This window comes from Phenylobacterium sp. (assembly GCF_028290885.1).
In the GTDB taxonomy this organism is placed as follows: Bacteria; Pseudomonadota; Alphaproteobacteria; order Caulobacterales; family Caulobacteraceae; genus Phenylobacterium.
In genome coordinates, this window is sequence record NZ_JAQGIZ010000121.1 from 1 (window position 1) to 14,602 (window position 14,602).

Here is a 14,602-nt window from a genome sequence, read left to right on the forward strand (position 1 = left end):
CTGGCCTGCGCCATGCAGGGGCGCTGGCCCGACCTGCGGCTACTGGCGGAGATCTTCGTCGGCGCCGCGCTGATGCGGGCGGCGGGCTGCGCCTACAACGACATCGTCGACCGCGACATCGACGCCAGGGTCGCGCGCACGGCGATGCGGCCGATTCCCGCCGGCCAGATCAGCGTCGGGCAGGCCTGGGGCTTCGTGATCGCCTGCTGCCTGGCCTCGCTCGCCATCCTCGTCACCCTGCCGCCGACGGCGGTGGCGTTGGGCGTGGGCTCGCTGGCGCTGGTGGCGGCCTATCCGTTTATGAAGCGGATCACCTGGTGGCCGCAGGCCTGGCTCGGCCTGACCTTCAACTGGGGGGCGCTGCTGGGCTTCTCGGCGGCCATCGGCGCGGGTCCGGGGTTCTGGCGGCAGATCGCGCCCTTCGTGCTTAGCACCGGCGACCTGCGGTTCCTGATGCGGGCGGCGGCCGACAGCGCCCTGCAGTGGCCGGCTGTCCTGCTCTATGCGTCGGGCGTGTTCTGGACGCTGGGCTACGACACCATCTATGCCATCCAGGACCTGGAGGACGACGCGCTGGCCGGCGTGAAGTCGTCGGCCCGCCGGCTGGGCGGCCAGGCCCCGCTGGCGGTCCTGGCCTTCTACCTCGCCAGCCTCGCCCTGCTGCTGGCCACCGGCGCCGCGGCGGGCCTTGGTCCAGCCTTCTACCTGCTGCTGATCCCCTATGGGATCCAGCTGTTCTCTCAGGCCCGGCGGGTCCGCACCGACGACCCGGCCAGGGCGCTTCGCCTCTTCAAGTCCAACAGCTGGGCCGGCCTGATCCTGTTCCTGGCGATCGTCGTCGGCACGCGGCTCGCGGGCCTGCCGAGCGGGTAGGATGGCGAAACGCGCATTCCCCGCCGTCATCCTGTTTTCGTGACGCTTTCGGCGCTACAATCCGCTCATGTCCGTCGCTACCCGCGTTGATCCGAAAACCTATTTCGCGCCCGAGGAATGGGCGCCCCTGTCGCGCCGGTCGCCGTGGAAGGGCCTGGCGCTCCTGGCGCACGCCTGGATCGTGATCGGCCTGGCCATGGCCATGGCGGTTCTCTCGCCCTGGTGGCTGATGCCGATCACCATCCCGCTCGCTATCGCCATCATCGGCGCGCGGCAGCTGGGCCTGGCGATCCTGATGCACGACGCGGCGCACGCGGCCCTGCACCCGGACCTGAAGGTCAACGACTGGGTGGGCGACCACCTGACCACCGGCGGCCTGATCGGCTACCGGAACTATCACCTGACACACCACAAGTACGCCCAGCAGGCGGAGGACCCGGACCTGGTGCTTTCCGCGCCGTTCCCGATCACCCGCATCTCCCTGCGCCGCAAGATCGTCCGCGATCTGACCGGCCAGACCTACTACAAGCTTCGCTGGTCGGGCCTGGTGAAGCGGATCGCCGACCGCAGGCCCAACGAGCGCCTGGCGCCGATCCTGACGGAGGCCGTGGTCGCCCGCCGGCGCTTCCTTATCGGCATGGTCGTCACCGTCGCCGTCACCGCGCCCTTCGGCCTGTGGTGGGTGTGGCCGGTGCTGTGGCTGGTCCCGCAGGCGACCTGGCTGCCGATGGTCACCCGCCTGCGCAACATCGCCGAGCACGCCTGCGTGGCCAAGGACGAGCCGGACCCGCTACGCCATGCGCGCACCACCAAGGCCAACTGGCTCGAGCGGGCGCTCATCGCGCCCTACTACGTCAACTACCACTGCGAGCATCACATGTTCATGCATGTGCCCTGCTACCACCTGCCCCGCGCTCACCGCCTTCTGAAAGCCAAGGGCGTGATGGACGACATGCTGACCGCGCCGGGCTATCTCAGCATGCTGAAGGTCGCGACCGCGAAACGCGCCTAAACGGCGGCGAGGCCTTCGAGGCGGCTGCGGCGCAGCATGGCGCCCAGACCGCCGAAGCCCAGCAGCATCAGCGCCCAGCTCGCCGGCTCGGGGATGTCGCCGGCAAGATTGGTCCCGTCGCTCGTGACCAGCACGTCATGGGTGGCCCAGCCTTCGTCGCCGAGGGCCTGGAAGCCGTAATAGCCGTCGCTGCTGGTGCGGCTCGTGTAGCCGAAGGTGAGCGTGTTCACGCCCGCCGCGAGGGTCAGCGGCGTCGCGATGTTCACATGACCGCCGGTCCAGGTGATAGCCGTGCCGATGCCGGTCACGTCGTCGATGGTGGCGCCGACCGGGGCGAAGAACACCGCGTCGCTGCCGCCGCCGCCCAGGTTGAAGGTCCCGGACAGGATCGCGACGTTGTTCAGGCTGAGCGTGAAGTCGTCCTCGTAGAAGCTCAGGCCGTCGAGGCTCCTGGTGCCGTCGAGAACGAACGACAGGCCGGCCAGGCCGCCGCTGCCGGCATTGAAGCTGACATCGAAGCTCTGGTCGGTGGCCATCGGGGCCATCGAGGACGGCCCGGAGAAGAAGACGGTCGCGTGGGCGCCGGCGGACGCCAGCATAAAGATCGCCGCCGAACAGGCGGCTAGGCGCGGGCGTAGGCTCATCGGTGCTTCCCCAGTTTCGATTTCCATCCAACTCAGCCGTTCAACCGCGGTTCCAAAGTTTCACGCGTGGCGTGATTTCGTGATTTACATATGTAAGTTACGTAACCGAAACAGAGCGAATCGGCGGGCAACTCATGGGGCGAGTGAAGGCTCCGCGCGCCGCCAAATGATTGGCGTCACGGCCGTCCCATCTCGCGCGCGCCATCGCCTGACCGCCGCGAGGAAGCCTTCCGGGGCGACAGCCGTTCCAGGTTCCGGAGCCGTCTCCGCGCTCCGGAACCTGCGACGCCATCCGATGCCCCTGACCCTCGAAGGCTCCTGCCGCTGCGGCGCCGTGCATTTCACCTGCGACAGCCATACGCCCCAGCCGTACCAGCTCTGCTATTGCTCGATCTGCCGCAAGACCGCCGGCGGCGGGGGCTTCACCATCAACCTCGGGGCCGACGCGCGCACCCTGAAAGTCGAAGACCCGAACAAGGTCATCCGGGTCTTTCGCGCCGAGATCCGCGACGACGACGGCAGCTGCGCGGTCTCCACCGGCGAGCGCAGCTTCTGCAGCGCCTGCGCCACGGCGCTATGGCTGTTCTCGCCGGAGTGGCCGGAGCTGGTGCATCCCTTCGCTTCGGCTATCGACAGCGACCTTCCCGTCCCACCGTCGCGCGTGCATCTGATGCTGCGGTACAAGCCGAGCTGGGTCGCGCCCGACATCGGCCCGGACGACGCGACCTTCGACCTCTATCCGACGGACTCCCTCGAGGACTGGCACAAGGCCCGCGGCCTCTGGGTCGATTAGCCTACACCGCCCCCGTCGCGATCAGGCTTCGGGCGCAGTCGAGCACCGTCTCCTCCAGCGGCCGCGGCTTCCAGCCGAGCACGCTCTGGGCTTTGGCCGAGGAATAGTCGTGCCTGTGGCCGAGGTTGGGGGTCACCGAGCCCAGGTCCTTGTCGAACAGGCCCGCCAGCCGGATTACGAAGTCGGGGACCTTGCGGGTCGGGACCTTGGCCGCGCCCTCGCCCAGCCGCTGGCGCAGCAGGGCCGCGAGATCGCCCATCCAGGCGAAATGGGCCGCCGCGATGAACCGCTCGCCGGCCGCCTTGGGATCGGTCATCGCCCGGATGTGCAGGTCGGCCACGTCGCGCACGTCGACGATGTTGAAGCCCAGCCTCGGCAGGCCCGGCACGCGCCCGGAGAGCAGCCGCTCCACCACCTGGATCGATTCCGAGAAGTCGCCGCTGGTCACCGGCCCCAGCACCAGGGCCGGGTTGACCGTGGCCAGCGTCATCTTGCCGCCCGAGGCGCTGACCAGGTCCCAGGCCGCGCGTTCGGCGAGCGTCTTGGACTGGGCATAGGCGCCCACCTTCCCGGCCTTGACGTCGGTCCAGACGCTCTCGTCGCTGGTCCAGTCGCCGCCGGCCGAGCCCTTGCTGGTCGCCGCCACCGAGGAGGTCAGCACCACCCGCTTGACGCCGGCCTTGATCGCCGCGCCCACCGCTCGCTTGGCGCCCTCGCGGGCCGGGACAATCAGCTCGTTGGCATCCTTGGGGTCGGCCACGCCCAGCGGCGAGGCGACGTGCAGGACATAGTCGCAACCCTCGGCCGCCGCGTCCCAGCCGTCGTCGGCGGTGAGGTTCGCCGCGTGGAAGCTCAGCCGGTTGCCGGGATTGACCAGCTTGCCGAGCGACGCCCGGACTGCGGCCTCCTTGGCCAGGTCGCGCACCGTCGTGCGCACCACGTAGCCCTGCTGCAGCAGGCCCGCCACGCACCACCCGCCGATATAGCCGGACCCGCCGGTCACCAGCACTGTTTCGCCGCCGCTCATCGTTCCGCCCCTTATGTTGACACTGCTAAGATAGGCGGGATCGCAGCATTAGGGAACGGCGTAATCGAAGGCGTCGGCTCAGCGCCCGGCGGAGCGAGACCCCAGGTTGTTGGTCTTGCCGATGAACGCCGCCACGTCGTCGTGCAGCGCCTTGAGCGAGGCCTCGTGCGCATAGACCATGTGGCCGGACTGGTAGTAGCGGTAGGAGATGTTGGCCTGCAGCGCGTCGGGCATCGGCAGGTGGTGCATCTCGTACCAGCCCTGGTAGAACGGCGTCGCCAGGTCGTAGTAGCCGCCCAGCAGCATCACCTTGAGGCTCGGGTTGTACTTCATGGCCGAGGCCAGGTCGGGCATCACGTTCAGCATGGCGCGCGGGGTGTAGCGCGCGCCCGGCGGCTCGTGGGCGTTGTCCCAGGAGCGGAAGACGTCGATGCTCGGCTTGAAGATTTTTCCCTCGCCGTAGCCCAGGGTGCGCCGGGCGTAGTCGTTGAACCCGGAGACGTAGGCCGAGCTCAGCGCCGCGGACTGCGGATCGTAGTCGGCCTCCTTGCTGAGCGGGTCCATGTCGGGTCCCGAGAAGCGGGTGTCGAGGCGCCCGGTGGTCAGGCCGTCCTTGTCCTGCAGGGTCTTCTCGAACTCGCCGCCGGTGATGCGCAGGTCGGCCTTCAGCACATAGGCTGCCGGCAGGCCGGTGTAGCGTGCGTAGCGCTCGGCGATTTCGCGCCGGCGCGCCGGCGTCAGCTCCGAGCCGGCCTGCAAGGCCGTGGCGTAGTCGGTGGTCGCGAACTGCTCGACCTCCTTCAGGTAGGTCTCCAGGTCCGCGGGCTTGTTGGGCACGAGGTTGCGGAACCAGGCGGTCGCCGCATAGGTGGGAAGCGCGGTGATATAGGCCTGGTCGCTGCCGGGATTGTTCTCCGCGCCGTCGACGCTGAGCGCGAAGTTGAGGATCTGCGAGAGCAGGATCACGCCGTTGAAGTCGACGCTCTGGCCGGTCTCCAGGTCGTTGATCAGCACCGCCGCGCGCGGCGTGCCGTAGCTTTCCCCGAACAGGTACTTGGGCGAGTTCCAGCGGCCGTATTGCGACAGGAAGGCGGTGATGAACTGCGAGAAGGCGTAGGCGTCCTGGTCGACGCCCCAGAAGGCCTTTTCCTTGTCCTTGCCGGCGATGCGCGAGAAGCCCGCGCCCGGCGCGTCGATGAACACCAGGTCGCTGGCGTCCATCAGGCTGTAGGCGTTGTTGATCAGCTGGTAGGGCGCAGCCGGGGTGTGCTCGCCGTTGTCGGCGGTGACCACGCGCCGGGGTCCGAAAGCTCCCATATGCAGCCACATGGTCGAGGATCCGGGACCGCCGTTGAAGACGAAGGTCACCGGCCGGTCGCCGGACGGGACGCCCTTCTTGAAATAGGCCACGTAGAACATCGAGGCCTCGGCCTGCGGATTGGCCTTGTCGCCCAGGTCCTTCTCGTCCGGGCCGCTGCGTTCGCGGTGGGCCGCGTCGTCCCAGCCCTTCGGGTGCACCACGATGGTCCCCGCCACCGCGTGGTAGTCGATCTTCTGGCCCTCGACCGAGACCGAGCCCTCACTGCCGACGCTCTCCGGCGTGAACAGCACGCCGCGGTTCGGCTCGGCGGTGGCGCCGGCCTCGGGCTTCTTGGAGGCCGCGGCCGGCGGCGTGGAGGGTTCCGCGGCCAAGGCCGGGCCCGCGATCAACGACAGGGCCGCGCCCGCCAACAGGACTTTCCGAAACACCGCGACACCCCCAAAAACCGAAGCCGGGAAGCTATGCCGCGCGCCGGCGGTTTGACAACTGCATCTGGCTCGCCGCGCCCGCACGGCGCGTGAACCGGGGACAACGACCCGTGCCCGCTGCGTTCAGGGAGCGGAGCCCAGGGTCGCGACTGATCCGACGCGCCTCCGTCCCCCGGAACCGCGTCGCACTCAGGAGACAGATCATGTCGATGAAAGCGATGCTCTTGGCGGCTGCGACCGCCGCCAGCCTGTTGGCTCCCGCCGCCGCCATGGCCCAGGACTACGGCCACGGCCGTGATCACCAGGGACGTGACGGCCGGCAGGTGGAATCGCGGTGGTCGCGCGACGACCACCGCGACCGCCGGTCCTACGGCTACGCCTACAATAGCGCCTACCCCGCCTACGATTACGGCGGCGCCTACGGCTATACTGCCTACGGCTATGACAATGCGTACAGCTACACGACGCCCGCATTGCGCGACCGCGATCAACGCCGCGACTGGGGTCGTGACCGCGACCATGGCCGCCGCGATCGGTCCTACTGATTAGCGACCGGCCCCGCCGCTTCGACGCGGCGGGGTCATGGCTGAGCGTTCGGGCCCGCTCCCGCCGTCGGCATCCCGCCGTTCACCGCCGCGCCGAAGGTCGAGGCGCCAAGCCCTAGAACATCGGATCGAGCGGACTGGGCTTCTTCCTGCGCGGCCGCTCCCACATGACGCCCGGATAGCCCTTCAGCGGCGCCAGGGGCTCGCCCATGTAGGTCCAGTCCGCCTGCTCGCCGAGGTTCATGTGGTAGCGGGGCTCGCGGCCAGTGCGCTCGGCGAAGACCGCGCGCGGGATGTTGACCATGGTCGGCGAGCGGGCGCGCTCGTAGAGCAGGGGCGTGCCGCAACGGGAGCAGAAGCTGCGGGCTATCCCCGCCTCCTGGTCCTCGAAACGGGTGATGCTCTCCTCGCCCGCCAGGACCCGGAAGCGGCTGCGGTAGCTGCCGACGTAGGTGGCGTAGGCGCAGCCCTGGGCGCGCCGGCTGGCGGCGGAATGATCGTGCCAGGCCCAGCGCGCCGGGACGTCGATCTCCAGCCGCACCGCGCCGCAGGCGCAGCCGCCGGCCGCCTGGACAGCAGAGGCCTTGCCGGCCTTCGGGCCCGCGGGCTTTCTCATCTCGAACCTCGACCTCGATGGGGGACGCTTCGGCGCGGCCGCGACGGTCCGGCGCTGGCCAACCATCGCCCGACGATCGATTTTCCGCCAGCGCGGGCGTTGCGGGGGTTGGCGCGCCCACGCCGCGTTTGGGGCGGGAACGGCTGCGTCCAAGAGCCTGCGCGCCATTGGACCGCCAGCGCAACCACCGGTTTGGGTAGGGAAGCCTACGTTTCCGATATCGTTGTTATCGTTGCGATCTTATCTATTTTTTATGCTCCTACTGGTTGAGTGCGTTCCGGGCGAGTCGGGCACGCCCGATCGGAGGGCGGTTTGAGAGGGTGTCGAGTTCTACTGATAGATGACGACATCGAGCTGTTGCGGCAGATGGCGACGGCCTTCCTGTCGGCCGGCTACGAGGTGCTGGCTGCGCCGGATGGGCAGGCGGGTCTGACGCGCTTCACGGCCAATCCGACGGACCTTGTCGTCACCGACATCATCATGCCCAACCGCGAGGGCGTCGAGACGATCATGGCCCTCAAGAAGGCCAAGCCATCGGTGAAGGTGATCGCCATCTCGGGCGGCTATCGGGTCGGGCCGGCCGATTTTCTGCAGCTCGCACGGCACGTGGGCGCCGACGAGGTGCTGGCAAAGCCCTTCGGGCCCGCGGAGCTGCTCAGCCTTGCCGCAGGGCTTGTGCGAGCGCACGCGAGCGCGGCGTGAGCGGCCGCGGCGGGCGCACGGCGGTGACGAGCCACGCGCTGAACAATGTCTTCGCCAAGATCATGTGCGCCGCGGAACTGGCCATGGACCAGTCGTCTGAAGCGCTCATCCGCCGTGAGCTGGAGAATATCGTCCGGCTGGCCGCCGAGGGCGGCTCCCTGGTCGCCGAGCTGAACGCGCCGGTCTACGAACCCTGAGCCGCCCATGGACCGGATCACCTCGTCGGGGCTGCGTGATGTCCTGGAAAAGGTCGGGCCGGCCATCGCCTCCGGTTGCGTCAATGTGATCAGCGTCGAGGCCATCCGCGAGGGGTCCGGGGATCGATGGCCGCGTCGGCGCGAGCAGGTGGCGACGTTCATCGAGCGCGCCTTCGCCCGGGTCTCGCAGCCCGGCGACATCATGGTGCCCCTCAACGACGCGGAGTTCGTGACCGTCCAACCGAGCGTCACCCGCTCCGCGGCGCTCGGCCTGAGCGCCAGCGTTCTGACGGAAACCCTGGCGTTCTTCCTGGGTGCGGCGGCTCGTGAGGACCTGCGGCTCTTCCAGGTGACATCCTTCGTCGATGGCCAGATGGCCGTGCAGTCGGTGGACGCCGGCCAGGCCGTGGCCGGGGAGGACGCCGCGCCGCAGCGGGCGTCTGCGGCCGCCGGCGCCGATTCGCTGGGGCCGATTTCGGACGACCTGTTCTGGGCCGCGACGCGCAGGAAGCGGCTGACGTCCCCGCCCGACATCGAGCTCGATCTGGAGATGATGCCGGAGGCGACCTGGAACGTCGGCGCGCGCGTCGTCGCCTCGTTCCTGCTGCGTCCCGCCATGTGGCTCACCGAGGGAGACCAGCCGCCGCGCACGGCCGAGTGCGGCGAGCTGCCGCCGACCCTGGCAGGCGAAGTGGCGATCAGCGGGCTCGCCTACGCCGCCGAACTGATCGGCGACCTTGGCGTCCAGGTGGCGCTGCACGCGCCGCTGCCGTTGAACGCGATCACTTACAGCACCTCCCGCTATCGCCTGCTGCATGCGCTCCGCGACCTCGACAAGCGGGTGAAGCGCTTCCTGATCCTGGAAATCACCGAGCTGGCAGGTGGCCTGCCTCAAAGCCGGATGACCGAACTGGTCGGCATGCTGGCCCCCTACTGCCGCGCGGTCCTCGCGCGCGCGCCTTCGGAGACGGTGGACGTCAGCGTCTGGCGCGGATGCGGTTTGAGCGGCGTGACGCTGGACTGCCGGCACCTGGATGCGACCGACCGCGGCGCCCAATTCCGGCTGGAGACCTTCGCCCGGAAAGCCGCCGAGGCCTCTACGGCCTGTGTGGGTTATGGCCTGCCCACCAGCAGCCTGATGCTGGCGGCCTGGGCGGCCGGGTTCACCCACCTCGGCGGGCCGCCGCTTTCCGAGGAGGTGGCTGCGCCCAAGACCATGGTGCGGCTGCAACCGGCCGACCTGTTCGCAGGCAAAAGGAAACCCAAGGCCCGCGGCGCGGCTTGAGCCGTCCTCGGCCGGCTTGACCCGGCCGCCGCGCCCGCCGACGAAGCCGGATGATCCCCGCTACCCCGCAAGGCCGCCGCGCATTCATCCGCGCCAACACCCGCCTGCAGCGGCCGCCGCATACGCCGGAGATCGCGCTGCACCTCGCCGACGAGATCACCCCGATCTGGAAGCTGACCGAGGAGGCGCTGGAGGAGATCGGCCTGCCGCCGCCGTTCTGGGCCTTCGCCTGGGCGGGCGGCCAGGCGCTGGCCCGCTACCTGATCGACACGCCGGAGGCGGTCGCCGGCCGACGCGTCGTCGACTTCGCGTCCGGCTCCGGCATCGTCGGCATCGCGGCCATGCTGGCGGGCGCAAGCGAGGCGCTGTGCGCCGACATCGACCCCTATTGCGAGGCGGCGCTGGCCGAGAACGCTCAGGCCAACGGCGTCGCCTGCCGCTTCACCGGCGACGACCTGCTCGACGCGCCGGCCCCCGCCTGGGCCGACGTCATCCTGGCCGGCGACATCTGCTACGAGAGGCCGCTGGCCGAGCGGGTCATGGCCTGGCTCGGCGCCGCGCGGGACGTCGGCGCGACCGTGCTGATCGGCGATCCGGGCCGCAGCTACTTCCCGCGCTCGGGCCTCGTAAAGCTCGCCGAATACCAGGTCCCCACCACCCGCGAGCTGGAGGACATGGCCGTCAAGAAGACGGCTGTGTGGACGCTGGCTTAGCTTTCCAGCTGCGCATCCAGCGTGATCTTGGCGTTCAGCACCTTGGAGACGGGGCAATTCTGCTCTGCGCCCTTCGCCAGCTCCTGGAACTTGGCCGCGTCGAGGCCGGGGACCTTGGCCCGCAGGGTGAGCGCCGAGCGGCTGATCTTGAAGCCCGCGCCGTCCGGGTCGAGCGAGACCGCCGCCTCCGTGCGCAGCTCGTCAGGCGTGAAGCCCGCCTGCTGCAGGCCGAACGCCAGCGCCATGGTGAAGCAGCCGGCGTGGGCCGCGGCGATCAGCTCCTCGGGATTGGTCCCCGGCGCGCTCTCGAAGCGGGTCTTGTAGCTGTAGGGTGTCGCCGACAGCACCCCTGAGGCCGTGGTCAGGTCGCCGGTCCCGTCGCGCCCCGTACCGCGCCACACCGCGTTCGCCTTGCGGATCATCTCGCATCTCCCTGTTTGCCCTGCCGCCTAGCTGGGGACGATGGCCCTGCCGCGCCAGCCCGCCCCTGGACCGCATCGCTGGACTTGGGCGGAACGGCGCTTTATGTTGGAACAAATTGGGAACAACTGCGGGAGGCACGGCCATGCGCGAGGACGGCAAGATCGACTATGTGGAGTTCCCGGCCGGCGACCTGCCGGCCACCAAGGCCTTCTACCGCGAGGCCTTCGGCTGGACCTTCACCGACTACGGCCCCGCCTACGCCGCGATGAGCGACGGCCTCGACGGCGGCTTCAACGCCGACGCCGCCGAGCAGGTGAAGACGCCCTTGGTCATCCTCTTCGCTCACGACCTGGAAGCCATGGAAGCCAAGGTCCGCGCCGCCGGCGGAACCATCACCCGCCCCATCTTCAGCTTCCCCGGCGGCCGGCGGTTCCACTTCCGCGACCCGAGCGGGAACGAGCTGGGGGTGTTCAGCGAAGGGTAAGACCCGGATGCAATCCTAGGCTGTTGGTTTTCGGCGACCCTGCTGGGTTGAGCTGCATGGGGGGATCGATGCGGAGTTGGGCTTGGCTCGCGGTCGGCTTGGCCGTGGTGGCGACTGCGACGCAAGCCGCAGATCGCAAGACGCTTGAGGCGCTTCTGGCACCGCCGCCGGCGGAGATGCGGCCGCTCCCGGTCGGAAGTGCTGTTCGCCCAGTTCGGCTTGCACGCGTCGTCGTGCAGCTGAAGCCAGAGCCATGGGCGCTAGTTCGAGATCTGGACAGCGATCGCGGCGGTCGGCTCGTCAGTTGGGGCAGCGGCCAGCAGGAGGTGAAGACCTCGGCCGTGGCGGCAATATTCGAAGAGGAAGTGGGAAAGGCTGGGGGGAAGACATCGAGTTCGTCTGAAAATCTGTTTTCCCAGGACTCTGGAGCCGATCTCCTAATAGGCGTGAAAATCGGAGAAATGGCGGGACAGTTATGCCAGTACTGCGAGCTCGTGCTGCGCAGCTCTAGGTGGCACGGCGTCGTGACCATGACAGCCCATTGGGAAATCTATTCTCCGCTTGAACGAAGTGTAGTCGCGACAATAGACACCTCAGGCGGCTTCGCATCTCCGAAGGCCGGCCTGGACGGTGAACCTGATCGGCTGATCAATGAGGCCTTTCGCGACAACGTTCGCCGTCTGATTGCCTCAGATGAGTTCCGGCGGGCCGTTAGCGCGCCCGCGGGCCCGACAACATCCAATTCTTCGCCACGCGCGATGGCGGTGGCCGCCTCAAAGACACTGCACTCTGTCGGCGAAGCGCCGAAGTCCGTAGCAGTCGTCTTCGCCGGTGATGGATCGGGAAGCGGCTTCCTGATCTCGGATGACGGCTTGCTGCTCACGAACCAGCATGTGGTGGGCAGCTCGAAATACGTGAAGCTGAAGTGGTCGGACGGGACGGAGAGTCTTGGGGAGGTCCTGCGAGTCGATCGGCGACGGGATGTCGCCCTCGTCAGAGCGGACACAAAGGGACGGCTCCCGCTGGCGCTGCGGACAAGCGGAGTGAACCAGGGCGAAACCGTCTATGCCATCGGCTCGCCGCTGGGCGAGGCGCTGCAGAACACCATGACCAAGGGGATCGTCTCGGCGAACCGGGTGCAGGATGGGCAGCCCTTCATCCAGAGCGACGTGGCGGTGACGCACGGCAACTCGGGCGGGCCGCTGCTCGACGAGAAAGGCCAGGTGATCGGCCTCACCGATTGGGGCATCGGGTCCGACAGCGGCAATCTCAACCTCAACTTCTTCATCCCGATCGGCGACGCCCTGCGGGTGCTGGGCCTGACCCCGCCACCGGCTGCGGCCCGGCTGCAGGCGGCTGGCGCGCCGTCGGCGTCGGCGCGAAAGCGCTGACAGAAGACATCGAAGCGTCCAGGCATCGCGGCGTTCTCACCGCGAAACCTGGCTGGGAGGACCGCCGGCAGAAGACCCGCGCCGGCCCAAAGCTGCTCACGCCGTTCGCGAAATCCATCGACGACCCGATCTGAAGGGTGCGGCAGGACGCCGCAACCCTACGGCTATGCTTGTTGGTGAGTCCTACACCTTCTGGTGGTGTTATGGGCATCTCGGTCGGCGGGGGCGCGCAAATCGAGGAGGCTGGCATGCATAGCCCAGCAGGATGGACCCCGGTCGACCAGGCGCCAGCGCCCGGCGAGTCTCGCTCCAGCGCCCAGCCGACCCCGGACGAGCGCCGGGAGCTCGAGCACCGGCTGGCCAACAGCCTGCAGCTGGCAGCCGATTTCCTGCTCTTCGAACAGGCGCGGCTGCAGGATCCGCAGGCCCGAGCGGCGCTGGCCGAGGCCGCCGCCAGGCTGTCGGCGGTGGCGCAGCTGCACCGCTTCCTGAGCGCCCATCCGCATGACGCGGGCGTCGACCTCGAACCCTTCCTCACCGAGCTGTGCGGCCTGATCGGCCGCAGCGCCGGCCTCTCCTGCTCGGTCGACGCCGACTCCGTCACGGTCCCCGGCGCGGACGCCCAGCAGCTCGCCATCGCCATCAACGAACTGGCGATGAACGCCGCCAAGCACGCCTACCGCAAGGGCGAGCCCGGAAGCCTGCACGTGGAATGCCATCGCGAAGGCGCCGCGCTGCGCCTCACCGTGTCCGACGAGGGCGCGGGACTGGGCCGCGACTTCAGCGCCGAGCGCGCGTCGGGCCTAGGCATGACCATCCTAAAGGCAGTGGTTCGCCAGCTGCGCGGATCCCTGGAGGCGCGCGACGACCACGGCGCCCGCTTCACCATCACCCTGCCGCTGTCGCCCGCCCTGCCGGCGCCGACGCGCTCATTCGCGCCGCGCCGGGCGGACCTGGACGAAGATTAGCGCGAGGCGCCCGGCCCCGCCGAAGCCGACTTGCCCGCCGCGGCGTCCTTTTCCTGGTTCCGCGCGCCAGCCAGCATGCCGGGCAGCGCATAGTTGCCCTCGTGGCAGGCGTATTCATAGATCACGCCCTGCAGCGGCGCGAACTCGTACTCGCCGCCCCAGGGCTTGTCCCACATGGTCGGGTCGTCGAGCGTGTACTGGTAGAGCACGTGGTTCTTGCCCACGCGGGTGAATTTCTCGGTGACCTTCAGGTTCTTCCACGAGCCGCGATACGCCTGGCGCTCGGGGATGTTGGTGGTCTCGACGACCAGGGTGTCGCCATCCCAGTGGCCGATGCTATCGCCCATCCACGGCCGTTCGCCGTCCGTCCGGTGCGGCGAGTTCAGCCGCACGACCCGCGTGTCGTGGACCATCTCCACCTCGATGACGAAGGCGTCCTTGGTCTGAACGAACTGGTAGTTGTTGTTATAGAAGCCATTGGGCAACATCGGCGGACCGGCGTTGCGGCCGAAGCCCATGATGCAGCGCTCGCCCAGCGAACGGTTTTCCGGATTGTCGAAGGAGCCCATGCCGCGCGGGTAGCCGCCAGCGCCGCCGCCGCCCTTGCGCGGCGGGGGCTGACCGTTGGCGGTGGTCAGGAACCCGGTGCGCGGCTCACCGCGCACGCGCATCACCGCCGAGCCCGGATCGAGCCAGCCGCGGTTGTAGCCGCCGACGTCGCCGCCCGCAGCCGCGAACTCGGGACGCAGGCTGCTGGGATCAACCTTGCCGCCTTCGGCGCCGGATTTCGGGTCCGTCGGCTTGTTGCCTTCCTCGACCTCCTTGACCACGGCGCCTTCCAGCTTGGCCACTTCCTGCGGTGTGTAGACCGCGCGGTCGCCCAGGGCCGCGGGTCGCTGCTCAGGCGTCAGGGTGGCGTTGGACCAGAAGCCGGTCAGGTCGGGCTGGCCGAACGCGTTGCGCGGCGCCGTGTAGGCGCCAGCCTTGGCGGCCGCCGCCTTGCCTTGGGCCGCCGGGCCGGCGAGTGCGATTGGGGCTGCGCAAAGCGCGGTTCCGAGGGCGAGGATAAGGGCGCGATGCACAGGACTGGCTCCGGATGAAATGCGACCGCGGCGAGGCGCGGGTGAATGCCGGTAACTTACGGGCGCCCCGCTCCTGCCGCAATGCTTCCGAGCATCGC

17 protein-coding genes are annotated in these 14,602 nt (G+C 68.9%); 11 read left to right on the forward strand and 6 right to left on the reverse strand.

Features of this window, described 5'->3' with window-relative positions; genetic code table 11:
- Nucleotides 1–873 (forward strand): UbiA family prenyltransferase (locus tag JWP28_RS08140; RefSeq protein ID WP_299541904.1); only part of this gene is annotated, 873 nt, incomplete at its 5' end.
- Between the two features lie 67 nt (nucleotides 874–940).
- Nucleotides 941–1,885 carry a fatty acid desaturase family protein gene (locus JWP28_RS08145; protein ID WP_299541906.1) on the forward strand — a complete coding sequence of 315 codons (945 nt, stop codon included), beginning with the start codon at nucleotides 941–943 and terminating at the stop codon, nucleotides 1,883–1,885.
- On the opposite strand, the gene JWP28_RS08150 is transcribed toward JWP28_RS08145, so the two are convergent.
- The gene (locus JWP28_RS08150; protein WP_299541908.1) at nucleotides 1,882–2,529 is read right to left on the reverse strand and encodes a PEPxxWA-CTERM sorting domain-containing protein; all 648 of its coding nucleotides are present in this window, start codon (nucleotides 2,527–2,529) and stop codon (nucleotides 1,882–1,884) included. The two genes, JWP28_RS08145 and JWP28_RS08150, sit on opposite strands and share 4 nt — an antisense overlap.
- A gap of 295 nt (nucleotides 2,530–2,824) precedes the next feature.
- Here JWP28_RS08150 and JWP28_RS08155 point away from each other — a divergent pair, with 295 nt between their 5' ends.
- Nucleotides 2,825–3,322 carry a GFA family protein gene (locus tag JWP28_RS08155; RefSeq protein ID WP_299541910.1) on the forward strand — a complete coding sequence of 166 codons (498 nt, stop codon included), beginning with the start codon at nucleotides 2,825–2,827 and terminating at the stop codon, nucleotides 3,320–3,322.
- A gap of 1 nt (nucleotide 3,323) precedes the next feature.
- Here JWP28_RS08155 and JWP28_RS08160 read toward each other — a convergent pair whose 3' ends face one another.
- Together JWP28_RS08160 and JWP28_RS08165 are read right to left on the reverse strand one after the other, a co-directional pair.
- Entirely contained in the window at nucleotides 3,324–4,349 is a 1,026-nt protein-coding gene (locus JWP28_RS08160) for an NAD-dependent epimerase/dehydratase family protein (protein ID WP_299541912.1), read from the reverse strand.
- Nucleotides 4,350–4,427: 78 nt separating this feature from the next.
- A complete protein-coding gene (locus JWP28_RS08165) occupies nucleotides 4,428–6,080 on the reverse strand; it encodes a hypothetical protein (RefSeq protein WP_299541914.1) in 1,653 nt (550 codons plus the stop codon).
- Between the two features lie 221 nt (nucleotides 6,081–6,301).
- On the opposite strand from JWP28_RS08165, the gene JWP28_RS08170 reads away from it, so the two are divergent.
- Entirely contained in the window at nucleotides 6,302–6,643 is a 342-nt protein-coding gene (locus tag JWP28_RS08170; protein ID WP_299541916.1) for a hypothetical protein, read from the forward strand.
- 115 nt (nucleotides 6,644–6,758) lie between these two features.
- Here JWP28_RS08170 and JWP28_RS08175 read toward each other — a convergent pair whose 3' ends face one another.
- Nucleotides 6,759–7,259: a GFA family protein gene (locus tag JWP28_RS08175; RefSeq protein WP_299541918.1), complete on the reverse strand. Its 501-nt coding sequence runs from the start codon at nucleotides 7,257–7,259 to the stop codon at nucleotides 6,759–6,761.
- 270 nt (nucleotides 7,260–7,529) lie between these two features.
- Between JWP28_RS08175 and JWP28_RS08180 the strand changes: the two genes are divergently transcribed.
- From JWP28_RS08180 to JWP28_RS08195, 4 genes are read left to right on the forward strand one after another with little or no spacing between them, the layout of a single operon-like run.
- A complete protein-coding gene (locus JWP28_RS08180) occupies nucleotides 7,530–7,961 on the forward strand; it encodes a response regulator (protein WP_299541920.1) in 432 nt (143 codons plus the stop codon).
- The gene (locus JWP28_RS08185; protein ID WP_299541922.1) at nucleotides 7,958–8,158 is read left to right on the forward strand and encodes a hypothetical protein; all 201 of its coding nucleotides are present in this window, start codon (nucleotides 7,958–7,960) and stop codon (nucleotides 8,156–8,158) included. The genes JWP28_RS08180 and JWP28_RS08185 overlap by 4 nt, the downstream gene beginning before the upstream one ends.
- Nucleotides 8,159–8,165: 7 nt before the next feature.
- Nucleotides 8,166–9,443, forward strand: a complete 1,278-nt coding sequence (locus JWP28_RS08190) for a hypothetical protein (protein ID WP_299541924.1) — start codon at nucleotides 8,166–8,168, stop codon at nucleotides 9,441–9,443.
- Nucleotides 9,444–9,493: 50 nt separating this feature from the next.
- On the forward strand, nucleotides 9,494–10,156 hold the full coding sequence (locus tag JWP28_RS08195) for a methyltransferase (RefSeq protein ID WP_299541926.1): 663 nt from the start codon (nucleotides 9,494–9,496) through the stop codon (nucleotides 10,154–10,156).
- On the opposite strand, the gene JWP28_RS08200 is transcribed toward JWP28_RS08195, so the two are convergent.
- The gene (locus JWP28_RS08200) at nucleotides 10,153–10,578 is read right to left on the reverse strand and encodes an OsmC family protein (protein WP_299541928.1); all 426 of its coding nucleotides are present in this window, start codon (nucleotides 10,576–10,578) and stop codon (nucleotides 10,153–10,155) included. The genes JWP28_RS08195 and JWP28_RS08200 overlap by 4 nt on opposite strands.
- Nucleotides 10,579–10,721: 143 nt before the next feature.
- Between JWP28_RS08200 and JWP28_RS08205 the strand changes: the two genes are divergently transcribed.
- The 3 genes from JWP28_RS08205 (at nucleotide 10,722) to JWP28_RS08215 (ending at nucleotide 13,422) form a co-directional block, all read left to right on the forward strand.
- Nucleotides 10,722–11,063, forward strand: coding sequence for a VOC family protein (locus tag JWP28_RS08205; RefSeq protein ID WP_299541930.1), 342 nt, complete (start codon nucleotides 10,722–10,724; stop codon nucleotides 11,061–11,063).
- A 104-nt stretch (nucleotides 11,064–11,167) separates the two neighbouring features.
- Entirely contained in the window at nucleotides 11,168–12,454 is a 1,287-nt protein-coding gene (locus JWP28_RS08210; protein WP_299541935.1) for a trypsin-like peptidase domain-containing protein, read from the forward strand.
- A 248-nt stretch (nucleotides 12,455–12,702) separates the two neighbouring features.
- On the forward strand, nucleotides 12,703–13,422 hold the full coding sequence (locus tag JWP28_RS08215) for a sensor histidine kinase (RefSeq protein WP_299541932.1): 720 nt from the start codon (nucleotides 12,703–12,705) through the stop codon (nucleotides 13,420–13,422).
- On the opposite strand, the gene JWP28_RS08220 is transcribed toward JWP28_RS08215, so the two are convergent.
- Complete coding sequence (locus tag JWP28_RS08220) at nucleotides 13,419–14,504, reverse strand: hypothetical protein (protein WP_299541934.1); 1,086 nt, start codon at nucleotides 14,502–14,504, stop codon at nucleotides 13,419–13,421. The genes JWP28_RS08215 and JWP28_RS08220 overlap by 4 nt on opposite strands.
- Between the last annotated feature and the right edge of the window lie 98 nt (nucleotides 14,505–14,602).

Coding starts and splice junctions, on each gene's coding strand:
- JWP28_RS08200 (WP_299541928.1), bottom strand. CDS start 10,578: ATGATCCGCAAGGCGAACGCGGTGTGGCGCGGTACGGGGCGCGACGGG.
- JWP28_RS08195 (WP_299541926.1), top strand. CDS start 9,494: ATGATCCCCGCTACCCCGCAAGGCCGCCGCGCATTCATCCGCGCCAAC.
- JWP28_RS08150 (WP_299541908.1), bottom strand. CDS start 2,529: ATGAGCCTACGCCCGCGCCTAGCCGCCTGTTCGGCGGCGATCTTTATG.
- JWP28_RS08215 (WP_299541932.1), top strand. CDS start 12,703: ATGCATAGCCCAGCAGGATGGACCCCGGTCGACCAGGCGCCAGCGCCC.
- JWP28_RS08155 (WP_299541910.1), top strand. CDS start 2,825: ATGCCCCTGACCCTCGAAGGCTCCTGCCGCTGCGGCGCCGTGCATTTC.
- JWP28_RS08190 (WP_299541924.1), top strand. CDS start 8,166: ATGGACCGGATCACCTCGTCGGGGCTGCGTGATGTCCTGGAAAAGGTC.
- JWP28_RS08160 (WP_299541912.1), bottom strand. CDS start 4,349: ATGAGCGGCGGCGAAACAGTGCTGGTGACCGGCGGGTCCGGCTATATC.
- JWP28_RS08175 (WP_299541918.1), bottom strand. CDS start 7,259: ATGAGAAAGCCCGCGGGCCCGAAGGCCGGCAAGGCCTCTGCTGTCCAG.
- JWP28_RS08205 (WP_299541930.1), top strand. CDS start 10,722: ATGCGCGAGGACGGCAAGATCGACTATGTGGAGTTCCCGGCCGGCGAC.
- JWP28_RS08145 (WP_299541906.1), top strand. CDS start 941: ATGTCCGTCGCTACCCGCGTTGATCCGAAAACCTATTTCGCGCCCGAG.
- JWP28_RS08170 (WP_299541916.1), top strand. CDS start 6,302: ATGTCGATGAAAGCGATGCTCTTGGCGGCTGCGACCGCCGCCAGCCTG.